Source organism: Nonomuraea lactucae (assembly GCF_003313395.1).
Taxonomy (GTDB): Bacteria; Actinomycetota; Actinomycetes; order Streptosporangiales; family Streptosporangiaceae; genus Nonomuraea; species Nonomuraea lactucae.
Genome location: NZ_QNFZ01000267.1, coordinates 1 through 23364, shown reverse-complemented (window position 1 = coordinate 23364; position 23364 = coordinate 1). Strand labels below are relative to the sequence as shown.

Annotated in this window: 19 protein-coding genes and 1 pseudogene; 9 read left to right on the top strand and 11 right to left on the bottom strand. The window is 71.6% G+C overall.

What is annotated here, in order from left to right; genetic code table 11:
* From DQW85_RS17590 to DQW85_RS17575, 4 genes are all read right to left on the bottom strand, one after another.
* The coding region (locus tag DQW85_RS17590; protein WP_162795073.1) for a circularly permuted type 2 ATP-grasp protein at window positions 1-1475 on the bottom strand (1475 nt) is incomplete at its 3' end.
* A gap of 85 nt (window positions 1476-1560) precedes the next feature.
* Window positions 1561-2721 carry a pyridoxal phosphate-dependent aminotransferase gene (locus DQW85_RS17585; RefSeq protein WP_205315197.1) on the bottom strand — a complete coding sequence of 387 codons (1161 nt, stop codon included), beginning with the start codon at window positions 2719-2721 and terminating at the stop codon, window positions 1561-1563.
* A gap of 58 nt (window positions 2722-2779) precedes the next feature.
* The gene (locus DQW85_RS17580) at window positions 2780-4861 is read right to left on the bottom strand and encodes an ATP-binding protein (protein WP_113701387.1); all 2082 of its coding nucleotides are present in this window, start codon (window positions 4859-4861) and stop codon (window positions 2780-2782) included.
* The gene (locus DQW85_RS17575; RefSeq protein ID WP_113701386.1) at window positions 4858-7215 is read right to left on the bottom strand and encodes an ATP-binding protein; all 2358 of its coding nucleotides are present in this window, start codon (window positions 7213-7215) and stop codon (window positions 4858-4860) included. Before DQW85_RS17575 ends, DQW85_RS17580 begins: the two co-directional genes overlap by 4 nt.
* A 284-nt stretch (window positions 7216-7499) precedes the next feature.
* Here DQW85_RS17575 and DQW85_RS17570 point away from each other — a divergent pair, with 284 nt between their 5' ends.
* The gene (locus DQW85_RS17570; protein ID WP_113701385.1) at window positions 7500-9878 is read left to right on the top strand and encodes a helix-turn-helix transcriptional regulator; all 2379 of its coding nucleotides are present in this window, start codon (window positions 7500-7502) and stop codon (window positions 9876-9878) included.
* Between the two features lie 126 nt (window positions 9879-10004).
* On the opposite strand, the gene DQW85_RS17565 is transcribed toward DQW85_RS17570, so the two are convergent.
* Both DQW85_RS17565 and DQW85_RS17560 read right to left on the bottom strand, forming a co-directional pair.
* Entirely contained in the window at window positions 10005-10448 is a 444-nt protein-coding gene (locus DQW85_RS17565; protein WP_113701384.1) for a hypothetical protein, read from the bottom strand.
* A complete protein-coding gene (locus tag DQW85_RS17560) occupies window positions 10445-10639 on the bottom strand; it encodes a DUF5999 family protein (RefSeq protein WP_113701383.1) in 195 nt (64 codons plus the stop codon). The genes DQW85_RS17565 and DQW85_RS17560 overlap by 4 nt, the downstream gene beginning before the upstream one ends.
* Window positions 10640-10891: 252 nt before the next feature.
* Here DQW85_RS17560 and DQW85_RS17555 point away from each other — a divergent pair, with 252 nt between their 5' ends.
* Window positions 10892-11290, top strand: coding sequence for a YciI family protein (locus DQW85_RS17555; protein WP_113701382.1), 399 nt, complete (start codon window positions 10892-10894; stop codon window positions 11288-11290).
* Window positions 11287-12558, top strand: a complete 1272-nt coding sequence (locus tag DQW85_RS17550) for an RNA polymerase sigma factor (RefSeq protein WP_162795072.1) — start codon at window positions 11287-11289, stop codon at window positions 12556-12558. Before DQW85_RS17555 ends, DQW85_RS17550 begins: the two co-directional genes overlap by 4 nt.
* Before the next feature lie 57 nt (window positions 12559-12615).
* Here the strand turns inward: DQW85_RS17550 and DQW85_RS17545 are convergent, their stop codons facing one another.
* Window positions 12616-13131, bottom strand: a complete 516-nt coding sequence (locus tag DQW85_RS17545) for an XdhC family protein (RefSeq protein WP_113701380.1) — start codon at window positions 13129-13131, stop codon at window positions 12616-12618.
* A gap of 63 nt (window positions 13132-13194) precedes the next feature.
* Between DQW85_RS17545 and DQW85_RS17540 the strand changes: the two genes are divergently transcribed.
* On the top strand, window positions 13195-13995 hold the full coding sequence (locus DQW85_RS17540; RefSeq protein WP_113701379.1) for an alpha/beta fold hydrolase: 801 nt from the start codon (window positions 13195-13197) through the stop codon (window positions 13993-13995).
* Between the two features lie 58 nt (window positions 13996-14053).
* Here DQW85_RS17540 and DQW85_RS17535 read toward each other — a convergent pair whose 3' ends face one another.
* A complete protein-coding gene (locus tag DQW85_RS17535) occupies window positions 14054-15685 on the bottom strand; it encodes an arylsulfatase (RefSeq protein ID WP_113701378.1) in 1632 nt (543 codons plus the stop codon).
* Window positions 15686-15774: 89 nt separating this feature from the next.
* Window positions 15775-16662 (bottom strand): sulfotransferase family protein, encoded by an 888-nt coding sequence (locus tag DQW85_RS17530; protein ID WP_113701389.1) that lies wholly within the window; start codon window positions 16660-16662, stop codon window positions 15775-15777.
* A gap of 317 nt (window positions 16663-16979) precedes the next feature.
* Between DQW85_RS17530 and DQW85_RS17525 the strand changes: the two genes are divergently transcribed.
* From DQW85_RS17525 to DQW85_RS17505, 5 genes are all read left to right on the top strand, one after another.
* A complete protein-coding gene (locus DQW85_RS17525) occupies window positions 16980-17612 on the top strand; it encodes a GOLPH3/VPS74 family protein (RefSeq protein ID WP_113701377.1) in 633 nt (210 codons plus the stop codon).
* A gap of 75 nt (window positions 17613-17687) precedes the next feature.
* Window positions 17688-19172 carry an APC family permease gene (locus DQW85_RS17520; protein WP_113701376.1) on the top strand — a complete coding sequence of 495 codons (1485 nt, stop codon included), beginning with the start codon at window positions 17688-17690 and terminating at the stop codon, window positions 19170-19172.
* A complete protein-coding gene (locus tag DQW85_RS17515) occupies window positions 19169-19750 on the top strand; it encodes a GNAT family N-acetyltransferase (RefSeq protein ID WP_113701375.1) in 582 nt (193 codons plus the stop codon). Before DQW85_RS17520 ends, DQW85_RS17515 begins: the two co-directional genes overlap by 4 nt.
* 120 nt (window positions 19751-19870) lie before the next feature.
* Window positions 19871-20740, top strand: coding sequence for an ACT domain-containing protein (locus tag DQW85_RS17510; protein ID WP_113701374.1), 870 nt, complete (start codon window positions 19871-19873; stop codon window positions 20738-20740).
* A gap of 201 nt (window positions 20741-20941) precedes the next feature.
* Window positions 20942-21946 carry a helix-turn-helix domain-containing protein gene (locus DQW85_RS17505; protein ID WP_113701373.1) on the top strand — a complete coding sequence of 335 codons (1005 nt, stop codon included), beginning with the start codon at window positions 20942-20944 and terminating at the stop codon, window positions 21944-21946.
* Window positions 21947-22002: 56 nt separating this feature from the next.
* Here DQW85_RS17505 and DQW85_RS17500 read toward each other — a convergent pair whose 3' ends face one another.
* Complete coding sequence (locus DQW85_RS17500; protein ID WP_113701372.1) at window positions 22003-23184, bottom strand: FAD-dependent oxidoreductase; 1182 nt, start codon at window positions 23182-23184, stop codon at window positions 22003-22005.
* Window positions 23181-23364, bottom strand: a pseudogene (locus DQW85_RS45895) (hypothetical protein); the annotation flags it as partial. The pseudogene DQW85_RS45895 and the gene DQW85_RS17500, both read right to left, overlap by 4 nt.

The window sequence follows — 23364 nt, the reverse complement described above, 5'->3', positions numbered from 1 at the left end:
GGCGGCGCGGGCTCGCGCGGCCCGGCGGCGGACGCCGGCTGGGCCGCGTCACCGAGCACCCAGGTGTCCTTGGAGCCGCCTCCCCGGCTGGAGTTGACGACCAGCTCGCCCTCCGGGAGCGCGACCCGGGTCAGCCCGCCGGGCAGCAGCCAGACGTCGTCGCCGTCGTTGACCGCGAACGGCCGCAGGTCGATGTGGCGCGGCACGGGATGATCGCCGATCAGCGTGGGCGAGGTGGACAGCATCACCGGCCGCTGGGCGATCCAGCCGCGCGGGTCGTCCCGTACGGCCCGCCGCACGGCGGAGAGCTGCTCGGGCGTGGCCACCGGCCCGATCACGATGCCCTTGCCGCCCGCTCCGTCCACCGGCTTGAGCACGAGGTCGCCGGCGGCGGCGATCACCCAGTCGAGCAGGTCCGGATCGTCCAGCCGATAGGTCTCCACGTTGCTCAGCAACGGCTCCTCCCCCAGGTAGTAACCGATCAGGTCGGGCACGTACGTGTAGACGAGCTTGTCATCGGCGACGCCGTTGCCCACGCCGTTGGCGATCGTGACGTTGCCGGCGCGGGCGGCGTTGACCAGTCCCGGGCAGCCGAGCACGGAGTCGCCGCGGAAGTGCAGGGGATCGAGGAAATCGTCGTCGACCCGCCGGTAGACCACGTGGACCGGCCGCCTGCCGTACGTGGTGATCATCGAGATCCGGTTGCCCTCGCAGATGAGGTCGCGGCCCTCGACCAGTTCCACCCCCATGAGGCGGGCGAGCAGCGCGTGCTCGAAGTAGGCGGCGTTGTAGACGCCGGGCGTGAGCAGGACCACGGTGGGGTCGTCGATCCCCTCGGGCGCGGCCTTGCGCAGCGCGGCCAGCAGCCTGGCCGGATACTCCTCGACCGGGCGGACGAGCTGCTCGGCGAAGAGCGACGGCAGCGTGCGCGCCATCGCGAGGCGGTTCTCCAGCACGTAGCTGACGCCGCTCGGGGTGCGGACGTTGTCCTCCAGGACACGCAGCGCGCCCTGCTCGTCGCGGATCAGGTCGATGCCGCCGACATGCACCCGGACGCCGTTGGGCGGGCGCCAGCCGTGGGCGACGCGATGGTAGTAGGGGCTGGAGTGCAGCAGCCGCCAGGGCACCACGCCGTCGTGGAAGACCTGGCGGTCGCCGTACAGGTCGTCGAGGAACGACTCCAGCGCGCGGATCCGCTGCCGGACGCCGCGCGCCACGTGGTCCCACTCGGCCGCGTCGATGACCCGGGGGATCAGGTCGAGCGGGAAGGGCCGTTCCTCGCCCGCGTAGTCGAAGGTCACCCCGCGGTCGGTGAACATCCGGGCCAGCTGGTCCGCCCGGAACCTCAGTTCGCTCGCCCCGAGCGGCTGGAGGGCGGCGAACAGGGCCTGGTACTGGGGGCGAGGTACGCCCGGCCGCTCGAACATCTCATCCCATGCTCCGGCCATGACATACGTGTCGAATATGTCCGCCATGTCCGGAGATTAAGTGCATTATGTTTCCGGCGATAGCTTCGCGTGTTACGGCGGACGGCTCCCGCATCCGGGCGGGCGCGGGGTGTCAGGCGGAGAGGGGCGCGCGGCGGTGATGCAGGCCGATCACCGGCATCTCGTGGAGGCTCCCGGAGTACAGGAACTGCGTCATGCCGACCAGCAGCCTGCGCACGTCCTCCTGCGGGCGGACCACCAGCCGGAGAAACTGGCTCGTCGTGCCCAGCTTGTTGCCACACTCGCGGACGAACACGTCGTGCTGGGCGAGGAGGTGGTCGCGCAGCGGCACCCCGTCGTTCCCGGGCGGCAGCTTCACCAGCACGAAGTTGCCCTGCGAAGGGAAGACCGAGAGCCCCGGCATGGCGCCGAGCTGCTGGAACATCGCGCGCCTGTCGTTGCCGAGCCGCCGGATGCTCTCCCGGTACTCGGGCATGAACTGCTTCATCATGAACACCACGACCTCGGCGAAGGAGTTGAGGTTCCACTTGGGCAGGGCGTCGCGTACCTTGCCGGCCAGCGCCGGGTTGGCGACCAGGTAGCCGAACCTGATGCCGTGCAGCCCGAAGTTCTTGCCCAGGCTGCGCAGCACGATCACGTTCGGCCGGACCGCGGCCTCCGCGGCCACCCCGGGGTAGGGCTCGGCGTCCACGAAGTCGCCGAAGGACTCGTCCACGATCACCAGGTCGAGGTCGATGAGCTGGTCGAGCAGGCGCAGGACCTCGTGCTTGGGCAGGTAGCCGCCGTCGGGGTTGTTGGGGTTGCAGATCACCGCCACGCGGGAGCCGCGCGAGCGGACGAAGGACACGAAGTCGCCGACGTCGAGGGCGAAACCGCGGCTCTCCATCAGCGGGTACATGTCGACCCGCTTGCCCGTCTCCAGCGGCTGGTCGGTCCAGCGGCCGAAGGTCGGAATGGGGACGGCCAGGCTCTCCCGCACCAGCAGGTGGTCGATCCAGGTGATCAGCTCGGTGGATCCGTTGCCCATGGCCACGGTCCCGGGGTGGAGCCCGAGGGTGGAGCACAGCTCGGCGGTGATCGTGTCGGCGGCGCTCGGGTAGAACTTCAGGATCGTCTCCAGGTTCCGGCCGAGATACTCGAAGATCTCCGGGGTCGGGAAGTACGGGTTGCACGGGATGCAGAAGTCCACCGGCATGCTCGTCCCCGAGGAGCCGCGGAGCAGTGAGAAGTACGACGGGCTGTGCGCCTGCGCGCGCAAAAGGCTGAGCTCCACGACACCTCCATGGACACGCGGTGGTCGTCCGGAGGTACGCGCGGCGCCGATGACCGGTTCAGGCGCTGATCGCATCCATGATCGTGTGCGCCAGGCGCTGCCGCGCGCCGTCGTCGAAGGCCGCCTTGAACGCCCTCTCACCAAGCGCGCGGCGGGCCTCGTCCTCGCAGCGCTCGTGCCACACCGCGTGGTACTGCAGCCGCCTCGGCGAGGCGTCCGCCGCCTGCCACATCGCGTGCGCCGCGCCCAGCAGCCACGCGGCCCGGCGGTGGTCGCCACGCCCCCCGGCGGTCCACGCCAGCACCTCCAGGCACTGCGTGAGGCACCACCGGTCGTTGACCTTCTCGGTGAACTCCGCCGCCTCGCTCACCAGCGCATCGGCCCGGTGCGGATCGCCCTGGTTCCAGGCGGCCAGGCCCAGGGAGAGCTGGGCGTACCCGCGGGTGACCTCCGCGTGGTGGGCCTCGCAGAGCGCCAGCAGCTCCTCGCCGAGCGCCGCGGACTTGTCGGGGTCCTGGACCGAGCCGTACGCGGCCAGGTAGTAGAGGGCGAAGACCACACCCGTGAGGTCGCCGGCGGCCCGGTGCAGGGCGAGCGCCTCCTCCATCAGCTCCAGCCCGCGGTCCGGGTCGCCGTGGGCGTAGGTGAGGACGCCCGAGACCCGCACCGCGTACGGCAGCACATGCTCGTCCTCGACCCGCCGCGCGATGACGTGGCACTCCTCCACCCTCGGCGTCGCCGCGTCGGGATCGCCCTGGCGCAGCGCGAGCATGGCGTCCACCCACAGTGCGGTGGCGCGGTCGCTGTCCAGCACCGGCACCTGCTGCAGGCCGCGCTCCAGCCAGTAGCGCCCCTCGGTGAAGGAGCCGGCGAGGAGCCAGAAACCCCACATCGCCGCCGCGATCCCCAGCCCCACGGAGGCCATGCCCGGACCGTCTAGGCACATCTCCAGCGCGGCCCGCGCGTTGGGCAGCTCTCGTTGCACGACCCGGTAGCGTTCGATCTGGTCGGGGACGACCATGTCGATCCGGTTGCGCTCCATGAGCTCCCGGTAGTGGCGGATGTAGCGCCACCGCAGCGCACGTGCCTCGTCGGCCTCAAGCTGGTCGGCGCCGTACGCCCGGATGCTGTCCAGCATGCGGTACCTGACCCCGCCCTCCCACCGCTCGCCGACCACGATCGACTTGTCCACCAGCCCCGACAGCAGGTCGAACACGTCGTGGGCGTCGATCCCCTCGCCGGAGCACACCACCTCGGCGCTGTCGAGCCCGACGCCGCCCGGGAAGATCGACAGCCGCGCCCACACCCGCTGCTCGCCCGGCGAGCACAGCCGGAAGCTCCAGTCCATGGTCGCGCGCAGCGTCCGATGGCGCGGCAGCGCGATGGAGGTCCCCACGTCCGGCACGTTCATGCACTCGTCCAGCTCGCGCGTCACCTGCTCCAGCGGCAGGGAGCGCAGCCGCGCCGCGGCCAGTTCGATGGCGAGGGGGATGCCCTCCAGGTGCTGGGCCAGGCGCGCCACGCTCGCCGCGTTGCCGGCGTCGAGCACGAAGCCGGGCCACACGGACGAGGCGCGGTCCACGAACAGGCGGACCGCGTCGTGGCGGGCGATGTCGCGGGTGGAGTCGCCCGGGTCGGGCACGGACAGCGAGGGCACCGACAGCACCTGCTCGCCGTACACGCCGAGCGTCTGCCTGCTGGTCGCCAGCACTCGCAGTCGGGGAGCGCTCCGCAGCATCCGGTCCACGAGATTGGCGCAGTCGTCGAGCAGGTGCTCGCAGTTGTCCAGGATGAGCAGCATCCGCTTGTCCGACAGGAAGTCCACCAGCAGGGTCGTGGAGTCCGTGGCCTCGTCCCGCAGCCCGAGCGCGGCGGCGACGGTCGGTCCCAGCAGGTCCCCGGCCTCCAGCGTGGCCAGCTCGACGACCTCCACCCCGTCCTTGTAGAGGCCCCGGACGTTCTCGGCGAGCCGGAGCGCCAGCCTGGTCTTGCCGACACCTCCCGTGCCGGTCAGGGTCAGCAATCTGGTCCGCGACAGCATCCTCCTGGCCACGGACAGCTCATGTCTGCGCCCGACGAACCTCGACGGCTCGCTCGGGTGATCCACTGTCGCGAGGTTGCTGTGCCCGTTCCGGTTCATGCTGAGCTCCCGGAGGACTGGTCGTTCTCGGGGTTGTCGTAGCTGCTGACCCAGGCGGCGATCTGGACGCGGGAGTTGAAGCCGAGCTTGCTGAGGATGTGCTCGACGTGGCCCTCGGCGGTGCGCTGCGCGATCACCAGTGCCGCCGCGATCGCCTTGTTGCTCATGCCGCGGGCGACGAGCCTGGCGATCTCCAACTCCCTGGGGGTCAGCGGCGACGCCTCCGGCTCGGGCTCGCCGACCTGCGCGTCGTCACGCATCGCGTACTCCACGGCCTCGGCGGCCGTGAGCCCCGCGCCCTTGCGGAAGGCGACCTCGAACGCCCTGTCGCCGAGCTCCGCCCTGGCCGCCAGCTCGCAGGCGTCGTGGTACTCGGCGAGGTAGCCGAACAGGGGGCCGCCGAAGGAGCGCCAGATCTCCCGCAGGGCGCCGAGCAGCACCGCCGAGCGCCGCGCGTCGTCGGAGCTCATCCACGCCAGCGCCTCCACGCACAGGGCGACGCCCAGGCCGTCGTCGAAGGGCTCCTTGAGCCGGATCGCCTCGCGCTCCATCGCGATCGCCCGTTCGACGTCGCCCTGTCTCCACACCTCGATCCCGTACGTCCACAGCGTGTACGAGCGGAACCAGTGCTCCCGGCGCGGCTCGCAGATGGCCAGGCACTCCTCGAACCCCTTGACCGCGCGGGCGGTGTGGCCGAGCAGCGAGTGGACGGTGGCCAGGTAGATCATCGAGTTCGTGACACCCATCAGGTCGTCGTTGACCCAGCAGAACTCCCGTGCCGTCTCCAGGTGGACCAGCCCCCCGGCGAGGTCACGCTGGAGCAGCGCGGCGAGGCCGGCCACGTACGCGGCGCCGCCCTTGATCGCCGGGTCCTCGAACCGCTGTCCCAGCTCGCGTGCCTCTTCCAGCAACGACGCCGCGACCGTGAAGTCGCTCTGCAGCACGGCGAGCCGGGCACTGAGGGTGAGGGCCCTGGCCCGCGCGGGAGTGGGCTCCGGGTCGGCGGCGAGCAGGCGGTCGAGCCAGCTCCGTCCCTCCTGCGGCGAGTCGGAGGCGATCCAGTAGTAGCGCAGCGCCGTGGCGATGACCAGGCCCGGCTGGGTCTCCCCCCGGGTCGCGAGGCAGAAGTCCAGGGCGGTGCGCAGGTTGTCGTGCTCGATGCGCAGCCGCTGGTACCAGGTGACCTGTTGGGGCCCGAACCAGCCTTGGAAGTCGGGCCCGAACCAGCCCTGGGAGCCGCCGATCGCAAGTTCGTGGTACCAGTCGCGATGCCGGCGCCGGAGCGGCGCCTCCTGGCCCGACTCGCGCAGCCGGTCACGACCGTACTGGCGGATCGTGTCCAGCAGCCGGTAGCGCACACCCGACCGGTGCTCCTCGCGGATGAGGATGGACTTGTCCACCAGGCCGATCACCAGGTCGACGATCTCTTCGGCGGCGATCCCCTCGCCGGAGCAGACCTGCTCGGCCGCCTCGAGGTCCAGGCTGCCGGCGAACACCGACAGGCGGGCCCAGAGAAGCTGTTCCTGCTCGGTGCAGAGGGTGTGGCTCCAGTCGATCAGGGCCCGCAGCGTGCGCTGGCGAGGCAGCACGGTCCGAGAGCCCGTGAGCAGCCCGAACCTGTCCTCCAGCCGCTCCAGCAACTGCTCCACGGAGAGCATCCGCAGCCGGACGGCCGCCAGTTCGAGCGCCAGCGGGATGCCGTCCAGGCGCCGGCAGACCCGTGCGACGGCGTCCCGGTTGCCGTCGGTGATCGCGAAGCTGGGCACCACCGCGGTGGCCCGCTCGGCGAACAGCCGCACCGCGTCGGACCGCTGCAGCGACGCGGTCGACAGGCGGGCGCCGTCGCGGTCGGGCAGCGGCAGCGCCGGCACGACCATCGTCTGCTCTCCCACCGCGCCGAGCGCCTGCCGGCTGGTCGCGAGGATGCGCAGGTCGGGCGCGGATCGCACGAGGGTCTCGGCCAGCACGGTGCAGTCGTGCAGCAAGTGCTCACAGTTGTCCAGCACGAGCAGCATCCGCTTGTCGCGCAGGCGGTCGGCGAGCACCTCCACCGGTGACCTGGGCGTGAGGTCGACGATCTTCAGAGCCTCGGTCACCGCCCTGACGAGCAGTTCCGGGCTCTCCAGCGCCGCCAGCTCGACCAGGCAGACACCGTCGGGGAACGCGCGCCGCACATCCGCCGCGACCCGCAGGGCCAGCCGGGTCTTGCCGACACCGCCCACGCCGACCAGGGTCACCAGCCTGGAGCCGGACAACAGCCGTTTGACCTCGGCTATCTCGTGCCGACGGCCCACGAAGCTGGTCAGCTCGGCCGGCAGCCCCCCGGTCTCCGTGCCGCTCGATGCCACCCTCATACGCGCTCCATCCGCCCAATCCCATACGATCATGCACGATCGATGATGATCACCCATAATCAGGACTTGAGCTGATAAAACACACATTACGCCCGGCCTGCCGTACGGCACAGCGACCGGACCGGGGCCGGGCGGACCACCTTTCGGCCCTTCTGGGACGAATCACCGAATAGCAAAGAATGTCCGTCCGGACCATGCGGGTGTGCACCGGCGACAACAGGCGCATAACCTGGTCAAAGACGGCGCGATTCCAGCACACCGGTGGCGCGCCCGACGAGGCACCAATGACAGCGGTGACGACAAGCACGCCGAAGCGGCAGCAGGCAGGCAGGCTGCCGGCGGAGGTGACGAGTTTCGTGGGCCGTCGGCACGAAGTGGCCGAGGTCAAACGACTGCTGTCCACGTCTCGCACGGTGACGCTGACCGGCGTGGGCGGTGTCGGCAAGACCCGGCTGGCCCTGCGGGTGGCGCTCGACATGGCGCGCGAGTACCGCGGCGGTGTCTGGTTCGTGGAGCTCGCCGCGGTCGAGAACCCCGACATGCTCGCCCAGATCGTGATCGAGGCCCTGGAGATCCGCGACCACAGCCTGTCCTCGCCCATGGAGGTGCTCGTCGAGCACCTGCGCGACAAGCAGGCCCTGGTCATCCTTGACAACTGCGAGCACCTGGTGCGCGAATGCGCCATGCTCGCCGAGACGCTCCTGCGCGCCGCCCCCGAGCTCCGCATCCTCGCCACCACCCGTGAACCTCTGGGGTTCGCGGGCGAGCAGACGCTGCCCGTTCCCACGCTGGCGCTGCCCGACGAGGACTGGGCGCGGCTGCCCATCGAGTCGCTCACCAGGTGCGACGCCGTCTTCCTGTTCAGCGAGCGGGCCAGGGCCGTACTGCCGTCGTTCGCCGTCACCGAGGACAACCGCGAGATCGTCGTACGGATCTGCCGCCGGCTCGACGGCCTGCCGCTCGGCATCGAGCTCGCCGCCGTCAGGCTCCGCGCGCTCTCCGTCCAGCAGCTGCTCGACCGGCTGGACGACCGGTTCCGGCTGCTGACCGCCGGGTCGCGGGCGGTGCTCCCCCGCCACCAGACGCTGCGCGCGCTCATCGACTGGAGCTACGTGCTGTGCTCCGAGAAGGAGCGCCTGATGTGGGCCCGCGCGTCGGTGTTCGCCGGCGGCCTCGACCTGGAGGCGGCCGAGGCGGTCTGCTCGGGCGACGGCATCGCCCGCGAGGAGGTCCTCGACCTGGTGTGCGGCCTGGTGGACAAGTCCATCCTGCTGCGGGAGGAGCACGGGTCGCGGGTGCGCTACCGGCTCCTGGAGATCATCCGCCAGTACGGCATCGAGAAGCTCGTCGCGACCGGCCGGGGGGCGGACCTGCAGCGGCGGCACCGCGAGTACTTCCGTGAGCTGGCGGGGCAGGCGCGCGCGGAGCTGTTCGGGCCCGCACAGGTCGCGTGGTTCTCCAGACTGCGCCTGGAGCACGCCAACCTCCACTCCGCCCTCGAACTGTCCTACAGCGACACGGACGGCGTCGCGACCGGCGTGGCCATGGCGAGCGACCTGCTCTACCACTGGATCACGGGCTACTACCTCGGTGAGGGCCGGCGCTGGCTGGACCGCGGCCTGGCCGCCGAGACCGAGCCGGGCGAGATCCGGGCGCGGGCGCTGTGGGCCAACAGCTGGCTGGCCATCATCCAGGCCGACATCCCGGCCGCCAAGGAGATGCTCCAGGAGAGCCACGACCTGGGTGAACGGCTGGGGCTGGACTCGGTCCTCGCGTACGTCGCCCTCTACCGCGGAATGGTCGCCATGTACGAGGGCGACACCACGACCGCGGTCGCCCACTACGAGGAGGCCCTGGCCCGGCACCAGGCCACCGGCGACCCGGTGGGCACGGCCCTCGCCCTCATCCGGCTGTCCCTGGCGTCCTCCTTCCGCGGCGACTCCGAACGGGCCATCGCCCTCGGGGACGAATGCCTGGCCGTGGCCGACGCCCACGGGGAGGGCTGGCACAAGGCGTACATGATGATGGCGCTCGGCGTGGAGGTCTGGCGGCAGGGGGACATCCAGCGGGCGACCGCGCTGGAGAAGCAGAGCCTCACCTTCAACCGCACGCTCGACGACCCGCTCGGGGTCGGAGTGAACGTGGAGGTGCTGGCCTGGATCGCCGCCACCGAGAGCCGGCACGAGCGGGCGGCGCGGCTGCTGGGCATCCTGGACACGGTCTGGCAGGCGATCGGAGCGCCGCTGTCCGGGTACGGGCACCTAGCCCACTACCACGACGAATGCGAGCACCTCACCCGCAACGCGCTCGGAACGTCGGCGTTCGAGGCCGCCTTCGCGTGGGGGGCGCGGCTGTCCTACGACGACGCGCTGGCCTACGCGGTGCAGGAGGACGAGCGGGCCGACGAGCCGCCGGTGAACGACAAACCGGTGAAGACCAGGACGAAGGCCGCACCGCTGACTCGCCGGGAGATGGAGATAGCCAGGCTGGTGGCCCAGGGCATGACCAGCAAGGAGATCGCCGCCACTCTGGTGATCTCTCAGCGGACCGTCGAGAGCCACATCGAACACATTCTGGGCAAGCTGGGCTACCACTCGCGAGCGCAGATCGCCGTGTGGGTCGGCGAGCAGGCCGGCGCCCCTGACCAGGAGCCTCGGGCCTGACGCCGCACCGCGATCAGTACGGCAGGCGTCGGCCCGACGGCGTACGCAGGTCCGGGCCGTGGTCGCGGACGGGCTTCCGCGGCTTGCGGGTCTGGATCCGGATCCTTGGCACGGTCAGGGTTCCTTTCAGGCGGGCGCCGACGCGGACGAGCAGGTCTGGTCGGAGACGGGGAGCTCGAACCAGACGACCTTCCCCTCGGGGGTCTGGGCGGTGCCCCAGCAGCAGGCCAGCCGGGAGAGCCAGCGGTGCCCGCGCACCTCCTCGTCGGGCGACGGGGGATCGAGGTGCTCGACCTCGCAGCGCAGGAAACCGTCCTCGGTCATGAGCGTGAGCCGGACCCGGTCGCAGATGCGCCCCAGAGCGTCCGTGAGCAGTCCGCCCACGAGCAGTTCGGCCACCATGACCTGGTGCTGGATCCCCCAGCGGGTCAACCGGTCACGGGTCGCGCGCCGGGCGTCGGCCACGGCGGAAGGCCCCGCCGGGAACACCCACGAGACCATCCAGGCGTCCTCCGCCTCCGCGGGAGCCGGCAGGCCGTCAACCGGCCCGCCGGGGATCAGGAGTCTCATGCCGCCCTCGCAAGATAATCAGAGCCGGCGGAGACGCTGCGGCCGTCCGGCAGCAGCTCACCGGCGTCGTCGAAGATCACAACACCGTTGCAGAGAAGGCCCCAGCCCTGTTCGGGGTGGAAGGCGACAAGGCGGGCCGAATCACGTTCCGGAGCATCCGCTGGCGGACACTGGGGGTGGTGCTCGCACATGGCTCACTCCTCTCAGCATGGTCGGTTAGGTGAAGCTCATGTCTATGCCACCAGACTGCGTCGGCGACCGGCGTCACGGGACGGGATAAACCCCTAAATCGCTACCTATACGTCCGCAGGTAGGTACCTACGTAGAGAGCCCGACAAGATTTTTCCGCGGGATGTCCGCCAGGATGTCGATGAGCGGGCGGGCAGCTTCGACCTACGAACGAGAGCGCCCGCAGGGGCGCGCGGACAGGCAAGGACACGGACATGAAGTACATGCTGTTGATGCAGTTCAGCCAGCAGACCGGCCTCCCGTCGATCGACACCTGGCCTCCGGAGGCCGTCAAGGCCCACATCCAGTTCATGCGCGACCTCAACAACCGGCTCACCGAGGCCGGGGAGTTCGTCCAGGGCGAGGGGCTCGCCGGCCCCCACCAGGCCAAGATCGTGCGCGCCGGCGCCGACGGCGGCCCCGTCGTCACCGACGGGCCCTTCCCCGAGACCAAGGAGTTCCTGATGGGCTGGTGGATCGTCGACTGCGAGACCCCCGAACGGGCCATCGAGCTCGCCGCGGAGATCTCGGCCGCGCCCGGCCCCGCCGGCAAGCCGCTGAACATGCCGATCGAGGTCCACCAGGTCATGGCCGGCCCGCCCGAGGAGCTGTGACGTTGGGCGGCCAGGCCGTCGACGACCTGCTGCGCGAGCTGGCGCCGCAGGTCGTCGGCGTGCTCACCCGGCGCTTCGGCGACTTCGACACCGCCGAGGACGCCGTCCAGGAGTCGCTGCTCGACGCCGCGGCCCAGTGGCCCGAGCAGGGCGTCCCGGGCAACCCGCGGGGCTGGCTCATCCAGGTGGCGTACCGGCGGATGATCGAGCAGCTCCGCAACGAGCAGGCGCGCCGCCACCGCGAGGAACTGGTGGCCGCCCGGGCGCCGGCTGACCGGCAGGCGGCGCCGCCCGCCGACGACGCGTACGAGATGGACCGCGACGACACGCTGGTCACCCTGTTCCTGTGCTGCCATCCCGCGCTGACGCCCGCCTCGGCCATCGCCCTCACCCTGCGCTCGGTGGGCGGCCTCACCACCGCCGAGATCGCCAGGGCGTTCATGGTGCCCGAGACCACGATGGCGCAGCGGATCAGCCGTGCCAAGCAGCGCATCAAGGCGTCGGGCGTGCCGTTCAGGATGCCCGCGCCCGAGGAGCGCCCGGGACGGCTGCGGTCGGTGCTGCACGTGCTGTACCTCATCTTCAACGAGGGCTACGCCAGCAGCACCGGCCCCGACCTGCAGCGGGTGGAGCTCTCACGCGAGGCGATCCGGCTGGCCAGGATGGCCCACCGCCTGCTGCCCGGCGACTGCGAGGTGGCCGGCCTGCTCGCGCTCATGCTCCTCACCGACGCGCGCCGCCCCGCGCGCACCGACGCCCACGGGACGCCGATCCCCCTCGCCGAACAGGACCGGAGCCTCTGGGACGGCAAGGCCATCGCCGAAGGCGTCGAGCTCATCACCGGCACGCTCGCCAAGGGCTCCGTCGGCCCCTACCAGCTCCAGGCCGCCATCGCCGCCGTCCACGACGAGGGCGCGAGCGCGGAGGAGACGGACTGGCCGCAGATCCTCGCCCTGTACGGGCTGCTGGAGCGCATGTCCGACAACCCGATGGTCTCGCTCAACCGGGCCGTCGCCGCCGCCATGGTGCACGGCCCCGCCACCGGCCTCCACCTGCTCGACGGCCTCGCCGAACGGCTCTCGGACCACCACCGCTTCTACGCCACCAGAGCACACCTGCGGGAGATGGCCGGCGACCGCCGGGGGGCCGTGGACGACTACCGGGCCGCCGCCGGCCGTACGACGAGCATCCCGGAACGCGACTACCTCACCACCCGCGCCGCCCAGACCGCCGCCGCCCAGACCGCCGCGGCAGACGAACAGCGATGACCACGGCGCACGACGACGAGTGAGGTGCCGTGGCCCTGCGGCGGCGAGGCCGGTCCGTCAGAAGTGGAAGCCGCCGGGCCGGCCGTTCCTGTCGGCGATCAGTCCGGCCAGGGTCGCGAGGGCGATCTCGGCAGGGGTGCGGGAGCCGATGTTGAGTCCGACCGGCCGGTGCACGCGAGCGATCTCCTCCGGCGGGACGCCCAGGTCGGTCAGCGCCCGCACGTGCGGACCCGTGTGGCGAGGGCTGCCCATGATGCCGACCCATCGGGCCGGGCTCTTGAGGACGTCACGGAGCACCGCCCCGATCTCCTCGCGGTGATGGTCGGTGAGCACGACGTCGGCCGTGTCGTCCAGGAAGTCGCCGGACTCGGAGACCGCCGTGAAGCCGTCGAGCGTCCGCCTCGGGTCGGGCTCCAGCAGGATCGGCCTGAAGCCCAGCTCCACGCCGAAGCGCAGCAGGTAGCCGGCCATCGGAGAGGCGAAGACGGCGACCAGCGTCCTGTCCGTCCCGGGCGCGGGCCGATCACTGTGGGCGACCTCGCAGGCTGGATCGTGATCGTGGCTGTGGGTCATACTCGCAGTCTCTCCGGAATCGGCGCGATGGTGTAGCCCGCGCCGGCATGGTGGACTTTCCCCATGCGAACAGTCACGTCCAAGGACGGAACACCGATCGCTTTCGACCGTGTCGGCGACGGGCCGGCCGTCATCCTGGTGAGCGGCGCCACCGCGGACAGGAAGATGCACACCGATCTCGCCCAGGCGCTGGCGGGCGACTTCACGGTGCTCAACCACGACCGGCGCGGGCGCGGCGACAGCGGCGACACGCTGCCGTTCGCTCTAGAGCGCGAGTTCGAGGACATCGACGCGCTCATCGCCGAGGCCGGAGGTTCGGCCCACCTGTACGGGATCTCCTCCGGCGGGGCTCTCGCGCTGGAGGCGGCGGCCGCCGGGCTCGCGATCGACCGGCTCGCCGTGTACGAGGTGCCGTACAACCTGGCCGAGGAGCAGCCGCGACTCCAGGAGGAGTACGTCACCACGCTCAACGCGCTGCTCGCCCAAGATCGCCGCAGCGACATGGTGGCGCTTTTCATGCGGACCGTCGCCGAGGCCGACGACCACGCCATCTCAGCGATGCGGCAGGAGCCGTGGTGGGCCGGGATCGAGGCGGTCGCCCACACGCTCGCCTACGACGCCGCCGCCCTCGGCACCGGCCGGCCCCCGGCCGAGCGTCTCGGCCGGATCAAGGCGCCCACCTGCGTGATCACCGGACTGCCGGAGGGCGAGCAAGAGGTCGGCGGCGTCGAGTTCTTCGAGGCCACGGCCCGCGCGATCGTCGCCGCCATCCCCTCGGCCGAGCACCGCCGCCTCCCGGGCCAGACCCACATGGTCTCCGCCGACGCGCTCGCTCCCGTGCTGACGTCCTTCTTCAAGTCCTAACGGCGTTGGCCGCCCCATAGCGGTTGACCTGGGAGATGCGGCATGTGCGAAAACGGGCCTAGGGTTCGTGGATGTCGGGGCGGGGGTGGGGCGTCGCGGAGCCGTGGGGGGTGCGGCGGAAGGTGTGGCGCCTGCCGCCGGCCCGGAAGTCCGCCCGCGCCGTGAGATTCCCGCCGCCGTCCACCTCGAAGACCGCGGCGAACGACCTGCCTGGCTCCAGCGTCGCCGTCCTCGCGGCCCTCCCGCGGTGGCCGTGCAGGCGCAGACTGACCCGCCGCCAGGGCACCGCCGACCCGTTGCGCAGCGTCACCGTCACCCGGCCGCCGGCGCTCGTCACCTCCAGCCCGTACGGCCTGCGCGGGTCCGGCCCGATCTCCGCGTCGAGCCGGGCCAGCAGGTCCTCGGCCAGCCGGGGCCGGGTCGCGGCGAGGTCGCGGCGTTCACCGGGGTCGGCGGCCAGGTCGTACAGCTCGACCCTGCCCCCGGGACCCGCGCCCGCGATGCCCGGCGCGAACCTGATCGCCTTCCACCGCCCGCGGCGGATCGCCTGCACCTTGCGCGGCCGGTTCCACACCAGGTGCCCGCGCTCTGCCGCGGCCCCACCCGTGAGCAGGCCGCGGAACGACCGGCCGTCGAGGCCCGCCGGCACCGGCACGCCCGCCAGGTCGGCCAGCGTCGGGAGCACGTCCCAGAACGCCACCGGGCTGCTCTCGACCCGTGGGGCGAGCCGGGGCGACCAGGCGATCATCGGCACCCGGATGCCGCCCTCGTAGAGGTCGCGCTTGTCGCCCCGCCACGGACCGTTGGAGTCGAACAGCCCGGGCGTCACCCCCTTCTCGGTGTGCGGGCCGTTGTCGCTGGTGAACAGCACCACCGTCCGCCCGGCCACGCCCGTCTCCCGCAGCGTGCGCACGAGTGCCGCCACGTCGGCGTCGAGCCTGCTGACCTGGGCGGCGTGCCGGCGGTTCGCCCGGCTCCACGGCCGGTCCTCGTACGGCCCGGCGTCGCCGGGGACCACGCTCGGCGCGTGCGGCAGGATGCTTGGGTAGTACAGCAGGAACGGCCCGCCCGCCTGCCGCCTGACGAACTCGACCGCCCGCTCGCGGAAGAGGTCGGGCGCGTACGCCCTGCGCCCGAGCCGTACGCGCTCGCCGTCGCGCCAGAGGTAGTCGGGGTAGTACTGGTGGGCGTGCCGGTGGCCGATGTAGCCGAAGAACTCCTCGAACCCCCGCGCGTTCGGGTGCGACGCCTGCCCCGACCGCTCGGGGCCGAAGCCCCACTTGCCGATGCACGCCGTACGGTAGCCGTCGAGCCGCAGCAGTTCGGCGAAGGTGAGGTCGGCGGTGGTGAGCGACCGCTGCGGTCCGCCCTCGGGGTTCTCACGGACCGTGCCGTGTCCCGCGTGCAGCCCGGTGAGCAGCGCGGAGCGCGAGGGCGCGCAGAGCGGGGCCCCGGAGTAGGCGGTGTCGAACCTGACGCCTTCGGCCGCCAGCCGGTCCAGGAACGGAGTGCTGATCATGCGCTGCCCCTGGCTGCCGACCTCCCCCCAGCCCAGGTCGTCGGCCAGGATGACGACGAAGTTCGGCCGCTCGGGGAGAGCGCTCACCGAGGCCGCCCCGGCGGCGGGCGGGACGGTGAGGGTGGCGAGCGTGCCGGTGAGGAAGCTGCGGCGTGTGGGCCCGACGATCATGGGGGATACCTTCTGGGCGCCGGACGATCAGCGGGCGAACATCCGGACAACGGGCGGGGAAACGGGAGGAGAACAGTGCGGGCGGGGGGTCAGAGGTAGGCCCACTGCCCGCAGATCTCCCTGAGCTCGGCCGGGACCTCGTCCGGTGACGGCAGTGGACGGCCCTCGACGACCGTGCCCGTGCGAATCTTGTCACGCCAGTCGCCGATGCCCTTCACGTATCCGCCGTGATCCCGGTCGCCGTAGTTGATCATGGCGGGCTCCCAGTCCACTCCGAGGTGTTCGCAGACGCGGCGCAGCTGCGCCTCCGGGGCCGCGACCAGGTCTTCGTACCTGATGGTCGGCCCTTGGAGGTGGGTGCGGGCCTCCTGGAGGTAGGTCATGTAGCTGAGCGTGCGCGGCACGGCCTCCTCCATCGGGCGGTTCTCCGGGTCGGCCTCGTGCCACGACTGCACGATCGACATCGGATGCCGCAGCAGGAAGACGAACCGGGCGTCGGGCCAGCAGGTCGCGATGCGCCGCCAGGCGAAGACGTTGCTCGGCGTCTTCTCCACCAGGATCGGCTTGCCGCTGCGGGCCAGCTCCCGGTGGAGGAGGCGGTCCCACACGATGTGCTCGAGGTCGCTGTGGGTGTGGCCGAGGTGCAGCATGGCCTGCCGTACCGGGTCGGTGGTCAGGCCGACCGTCATCCGCCGGAAGTGCGTCTCGATGGGCGAGTGCACCCGCGAGTGGCTGTCCAGCATGACGCGCAGCAGCGTGGAGCCCGACCGCACCGACGACAGCAGGAAGACCGGCTCGCGCAGCAGCCGGTCGCAGGCCGGGTCCACGGGCGGCCGCACGAGGTCGCCGGGCAGCCGCAGCGTCTCCGGGGGCGGCGGAGGCGGCGGGGGCGGCGGCTTCGGTACGCGCATCCGCCGCGTCAGCGTGTATCCCGTCAGTCCCCCGAGGGTCGCGTTGGCCCGGTACCTCCAGCTCATGAGCTGCACCGTAGACACGGAGCGTGAACCCCCGGTGAATCCCGGCTGTGAGTCCACCGGCTTTTGGGGACATGCGACGATCTTAAATACGGCGGATAAGTCACCATATATAGCATTAAGGCAGCCTTTGTTGGGACCTGGCGGTAAACGGGGCTAGCCCTCCCGACGGCGTTCTTGATAAACATTTTCGCGCCGCCTCACGAGGCTTTCCTGAACCGGCCATCCATTAAGGGCGATAGTGAGCGAACCGATTCGGATTTTCTTTCAACGGACGCACGCAGCTCGCCGGACGCGCCTGTCTCGACGGGAGAACGCGGTTGCTGGCCGATGATTTCTTCCTGATCGTGTGGGACACGACGGGCACCGGCAAGCCGCGCCTGTACGTGCCGGGCATCGCGCTCGGCCTGGCCGGGGCGCTGCTCGGAGAGCTGGTGCTGGAGGAGCGGGTGACGGTCCGTGGGGTGCGGCTCCAGGTCGCCGACCGGCAGCCGCTCCGGGAGTACGTTGCCGACCGGGTGCTGGCCGATATCGGAAACTCGCCCCAGCACACCGAGGTCCGCACGTGGCTGGCCTACTTCGCCCAGCGCGCCCTTCCGGATGTCACCGGTCGATTGATCCGCGCCGGCCTCCTGGAACGCGAACGGCCGAAAGTCCTGAAACGCAAACAGAGCCGTTATTTCTCCACCGAGTTCGGCCAGGCCGTGTGGCCGTCGACCAGGCTGCGCCTGTCCCTGGTCAGATGGCAGCCGCTGACCACGCACGACATGGCCCTGGCCGCGCTCGTGGACGCCTGCGGCATGACCGACAGCGTCGTGGAGGACCCCGCCAACCGGCAGGACGCGCGCCGCTACCTGACCACCGTGCTGGCCGCCATGCCCCAGCCGCTGCGCGACCTGAGCAGCCACGTCAGCGCCGCCGTCGGCGACGCCGTGCTCACCTACCGCACATGAGCCCTGCGGCGGACGGCACGCCGAGAGCCCCACCTCCCCTGAATCCCGATCCCAACCGCACCGGAAAGGAACCCCATGCCCACCGCACACTCCCGCACCGGCCCGGACCCCGTCAGCGGGGCCCTCGCCGCCGACCGGTTAGGCGCGCCCTCGGTCGTCTACTTCGTGCTGTCGGCCGCCGCGCCGCTCACCGTCGTGGCCGGAGTGGTCACCACGGCGTACGCGGTCACCGGGATCACCGGCCTGCCGGTCGCGTTCCTGGCCGTGGGCCTGGTGCTGGCCCTGTTCGCCGTCGGGTACGTGGCGATGGCCAGGCACATGGCCAACGCCGGAGCCTTCTACACCTACATCAGCCGCGGGCTGGGACGCCCCGCGGGGATCGCCGCCGCCTGGGTAGCGCTGATCGCGTACAACGCCCTGCAGGTGGGCCTGTACGGCGCGTTCGGCGCGGCGGCCATCCCGCTGGTGGAGCGCTGGGCCGGCGTCACCCCTCCCTGGTGGACCCTGTCGCTGGTCGCCTGGGCGTTGGTGGCGCTCTTCGGGGTGATGCGGGTCGACCTGAACGGCCGCCTGCTGGCCGTCCTGCTCACCGCCGAGGTGGCGGTCATCCTGCTCTTCGACGCCGCCGACCTCTTCGCCCCCGGCCCGGCGGGGCTGTCGGCGCAGACGCTGTCGCCTGCCGCGCTGTTCGTCCCGGGGGTGGGCGCGCTGCTGGTCATCGCCACGCTCGGGTTCGTGGGGTTCGAGTCGGCCGTGGTGTTCTCCGAGGAGAGCCGCGATCCGCGGCGTACCGTGCCGATTTCCACGTACGCCGCCGTCGCGATCATCGCCGGTCTGTACGCCCTGTCCGCCTGGGCGATGACGGTCGCCATCGGGCCGGGGAACATCGTGGAGACCGCGCGCCGCGACGGCGCGGAGACCATCTTCGTGATCGCCACCGGCCAGCTCGGGAGCGTCGTGGTGGACATCGCCAGGGTGCTCTTCGTCACCAGCCTGTTCGCCGCGATGATCTCCTTCCACAACACCACCGCGCGCTACTTCTTCGCCCTCGGCCGCGAGCGCGTGCTGCCCGCCGCCTTCGGCCGCACCCGGCCGCGCACCGGGGCGCCCAAGGCCGGGTCGATCGCGCAGAGCGTGCTCGGCCTCGTCGTGATCGTCCTCTACGCCGTCCTGGGCCTGGACCCCCTGGTGCAGCTCTTCTTCTACGGCGGGGCGTTCGGCGGCTTCGGCGTGCTGCTCCTGGTGTTCGCCACGTCCATCGCGGTCATCGCCTTCTTCTCCCGCGAACCGAGCGGCGAGAGCGTCACGCGCCGGCTGATCGCGCCGGTCCCCGCAGCCGTCGCCCTGGCCGTCATGGTGTCGCTGGCGGTCAGCAACTTCTCGACGCTGCTGGGCGTCGAGAAGGGGCACCCGCTCGCGTGGGTGCTCCCCACCGTGTACGCCGCCGCGGCCGTGGTGGGCCTGGTCTGGGCCCTCGTGCTGCGTGCCGGCCAGCCGGGCGTCTACTCCCGGGTCGGCATGGGCGCCAAGGCCGTCACCGTACCGGAAGCCGTCCGATGATCCGGGAGAGGATCCGCGGCGCGGGCGCGGGCGACGCGGGCGCGGTCGCCGAACTGATCGCGACCGCGTTCGCCTCGCTGGACGCGGTGTCCTATCTCGTGCCCGACCCCGAAGGCCGCCACGAGATCATGACCGCCCACTTCCGGATCCTGGTGGACCACGCGGTGGAGCACGGCGAGATCGACGTCATCGACGACGGCCCCGCCGTCGCGGTCTGGTTCCCCCGTACGGCGCCGCTCCCCGACCCCCCGGGCTACGAGCGCCGCCTGGCCGAGGCCACCGGGCCGTGGGTGGAGCGCTTCCGCGCCCTCGACGCCCTGTTCGACAAGCATCACCCGGTCGAGCCGCACCATCACCTGGCGTTGCTGGCCGTCCACCCGCCCCGGCAGGGCCAGGGGCTGGGCACCGCCCTGCTCCGCCACCACCACGCCCGGCTGGGCCGGCTGCCCGCGTACCTGGAGGCCAGCAGCCCGCGCAGCCGCGACCTCTACCTGCGGCACGGCTACCGGCCGCGGGAGGAGTTCGCGCTGCCGGACGGATCGGCCTTCTGGGCCATGTGGCGCCCCGCCGGAACCTGACCGGCCGGAAACCTGACGGGTGATGTCCGATACATGGCGTCCGGTCGGTGAAGGCGGTTTAACGCCACCGCCACGGCGCTGATCACAGCGGTGTAACAACCGCTGGTGAGACTGGCGACCATGAGCGATGCACCAAAGGCGATCCATCCGCGTTCCGGACACGACCTCCGGCACCACGCGCGCTCCTGGTGGCGAGAGATCTTGGAGGTGGCCGCGCTGTTCCTCGCGATGGGCCTGGCCCACCTCCTCGCCACCCTGGTCGGGCACACCGACCCGGGGCCCGTGGTGCTGGTGGGTCTCGGCGGCGCCCTGATCGTCGGCTCGGCGGTACACAGGCGCCTGAAGGCGGGGGCACCCGTGAAGGCGCGCCGTACTACTCACTCATCTCACTCATCACTCCCGGCGTTTCCCGAAGGCGAAGGGAGCACCACCATGACCCTGTGGCGGATCCGGATGCGCGTGGTCGAACGCCCTGGCCGCCTGGCCCAGGTCGCCGGCGCGTTCGGCCGGCTGGGCTGCAACATACTGGCTCTGAACATCGCACCCACCGGCAGCAGCGCCATCACACCCGCTGGCTGCGACGCGCTCGACGAGTTCGTCGTCGAGGCGCCCAGGCGGCTGACTCCCGATCAGCTGCACGCCGCCCTGTCCGAAGCGGGCGGCCTCGACGTGATCGTCGTACTGGCCCAGGTCAAGGACCTCATCGACCCGGGCATCCAGGGGCTCCTGCTGGCGCAGCGCGTACACGACGACCCCGACCGGCTCCCGGAGGCGATGGCCGAGCTGCTGCGCGTGTCCGAGGCCGAATGGCGCCGACCGGGCGAGACCGTCGACGAGAACGCCGAGCTCAACAGCACGATGGTGATCTCGGTGCACCCCGAGCGGGCACTGCTCCTGCGGCGGCCCGGCCTGCCCTTCACACCGACCGAGGCGGCCAGGGCGGCAGCGCTGGCCTCGGCGGCGAGGGGAGCCCGCTACAGCGGCACCTAACCGGATCCAGAAGCCGGATCCGGAAGAAGCCGGATGCAGAAGAAGCCGGGCGCCGCGGATTCCCTCCCAGTCTGCGGCGGCCGGCTCCTTCCCCCCTCCTGAGAACAGGATGGCGGCTACGCGGCTGACCTGGAAGGATGCATCGTTCCTAGGAACCTTTTTCCCCGGTGATAGCTCCGGTTAGATGCGATAATCCACGTGATGCAACCTGCGGACGCGAGCCCACGGGGGCTGTTGGGGGACTTTCTCAGCACACGCCGAGCCCTGATCACGGCATCCGACGTCGGGCTGCCGGAGACCGGCTACCCGCGGCGCGTGCCGGGGCTGCGGCGCGAAGAGGTCGCCCAGTTGGCCGGCATCAGCATCGACTACTACACGCGCCTGGAGCAGGGGCGGGTGCGCACCGCGTCGCGGCCCGTGCTCTACGCCATCGGGCGCGCCCTGCTCCTCAACGACGACCAGCAGCGCCACCTCATCCAGCTCGCCCACCCCGACGACGCGACCGACCGGCGCGGCGACGGTCGCCAGCGGATCAAGCCCCAGGTCGAGCGCCTGCTCGCCAACCTGGTCGACACCCCGGCCGTGGTGTTCGGCCGCTACCTCGACATCGTCGCCTGGAACCGGCTGGCCGCCGCCCTGCTGGGCGACCTGGCCGCCATGAAGCCGCTGCACCGCAACTACGTGCGCATGACGTTCCTCGACCCCCACGTCCGCTCCTTGCTCGTGGACTGGAAGGAGCGGGCGCAGGAGGTCGTGTCGGCGCTGCGGCTGGCCGTGGGGGCCGACTGCGACCAGCCCCGGCTGCAGGAGCTGGTCGGCGAGCTGTCGGTACGCGACCAGGACTTCCGCACCTGGTGGGCCCAGCACCTGGTGACCATGCGGACCTCGGGCCGCAGCCGCCTCGACCACCCGGTGGCCGGGCGCTTCAGCGTGGACTGGCAGGTGCTCACCTGCGTCGAGGACCCGCAGCAGGCCATCGTGCTGATGAGCGCCCCCGCCGGCACGCCCGACAACGCCGCCATCAGGAAGCTGGACGCATGGGCCGACCGGCAGGGTCTGACCCACGGCACCGCCGCGACCGCCGCGACCGCTGCGACCTCCGTGGCATCGGCGGCATCGGCGGCATCGGCGGCATCGGCGGCGTCGGCGACCGTCGTGGCCGTCTCACCCTCCGCGACCCTCCCGCCCGGCGGGGACTCCCGCTGAGCCGTTCTGGACGCTCCCGGGTTTCATCACCCGGGCCGCACGCGCCCGAGCCCGACCTACCCCCGTTCGGCGCGCCCCACGGGACGGGCGGGGCGGATGAGATCGCTCCCTTCGGTGATGAGCGCGCCGAGGAAGAGCCGGCCGCCTCCCGGCAGCTTGGCCAGGCGGAGCATCAAGTCGCGGGCGGCGACGCGCCATTGGCTGGAGGGGGCCATCCAGTGCACGAAGCGGCGGCCGAACCGCTGCACCTCCGTGACGGTCGGCTGCAGGCGGTTCTGGTAGCGGGTCAACGCCGCCGCCACGTCACCGCCCGCGGCCAGCTCGCCGGCGAGGATCCAGGCCCCGGCCATGGCCAGCGACGCGCCGTGCCCGGCGAAGAGCGACACCGCGTGGCAGGCGTCGCCGAGCAGCACCACCCGGCCCCTGCTCCACTCGTCCAGGTGGACCTGCGTCACCTGGTCGTAGTAGAGCCGCGGCGGCTCAGGGCAGTGAGGCAGCGCCTCCGGCAGGATCCAGCCGAGGTCGCCGTAGTGACTCAGGAGCGCGGCCCGGGGGTCGGCGGGGACGGCGGGATCGGGTTCGCGCCGCAGGAACAGCAGGGCGATCCTTCCCTCGCGCAACGCGTAGGCGCCGGCCATCGTCCCCGGGACCGTCAGCATCTCGTAGCGCCTGCCGGCCCGCTCGCTGAGCACCTCGTCGTACATGGTGTAGGCGGCGACGTGGTGGCCGAGGTGGCGCAGGAAGCGGCCCTCGTCGCCGAAGACGAGCCCGCGGACGCGGGAGTGAGCGCCGTCGGCGCCGACGAGGAGATCGACGTGCCGCTCGGTGCCGTCGGTCAGCCGTACGGCGACGCCGTCGCCGGCCTGGCGGACCTCCTCGACGCTCGCCCCGTACAGCACGGGAGAGCGCACGCCGTCCTGGATGGCGCGGGCCAGGTCGCCCCGGAGCACGCTCACCACCTTCGCGCTGAAGTCGGGCGGCATGGTGAGGTGGCTGGTCCGGCGCCCCCCGCCGTCGACGTAGCTCAGCTCGGTGACGGGATAGCGCGCTTCCAGCAGGCGGGGCTTGAGGCCCATCAGCTCGGCCACCTCGTAGCCGGGGCCGTAGAAGTCGATCAGGTAGCCGCCGTCACGGAAGGCGGGCGCCCGCTCGACGAGCTCCACCTCCCAGCCCGAACGCTCCAGGTGCCAGGCCAGCGTGAGCCCGGCGATGCCCGCTCCACAGATGAGAACCTTCACCGCTTCCCCTTCCCCACACCCTTCACCTGACCACTGGCCCGCTCCGTCCGGACCCCGGCCCGCTCGCCCGGCTGCTCCGCCCCCCGCACGCCGAGCATGGCCCGCAGCGGGCCCGCCAGCGCGGCGGGATCGAGGGCCGGGTCCAGCGCGCGGTGCAGGACGATGCCGTCCAGCAGAGCC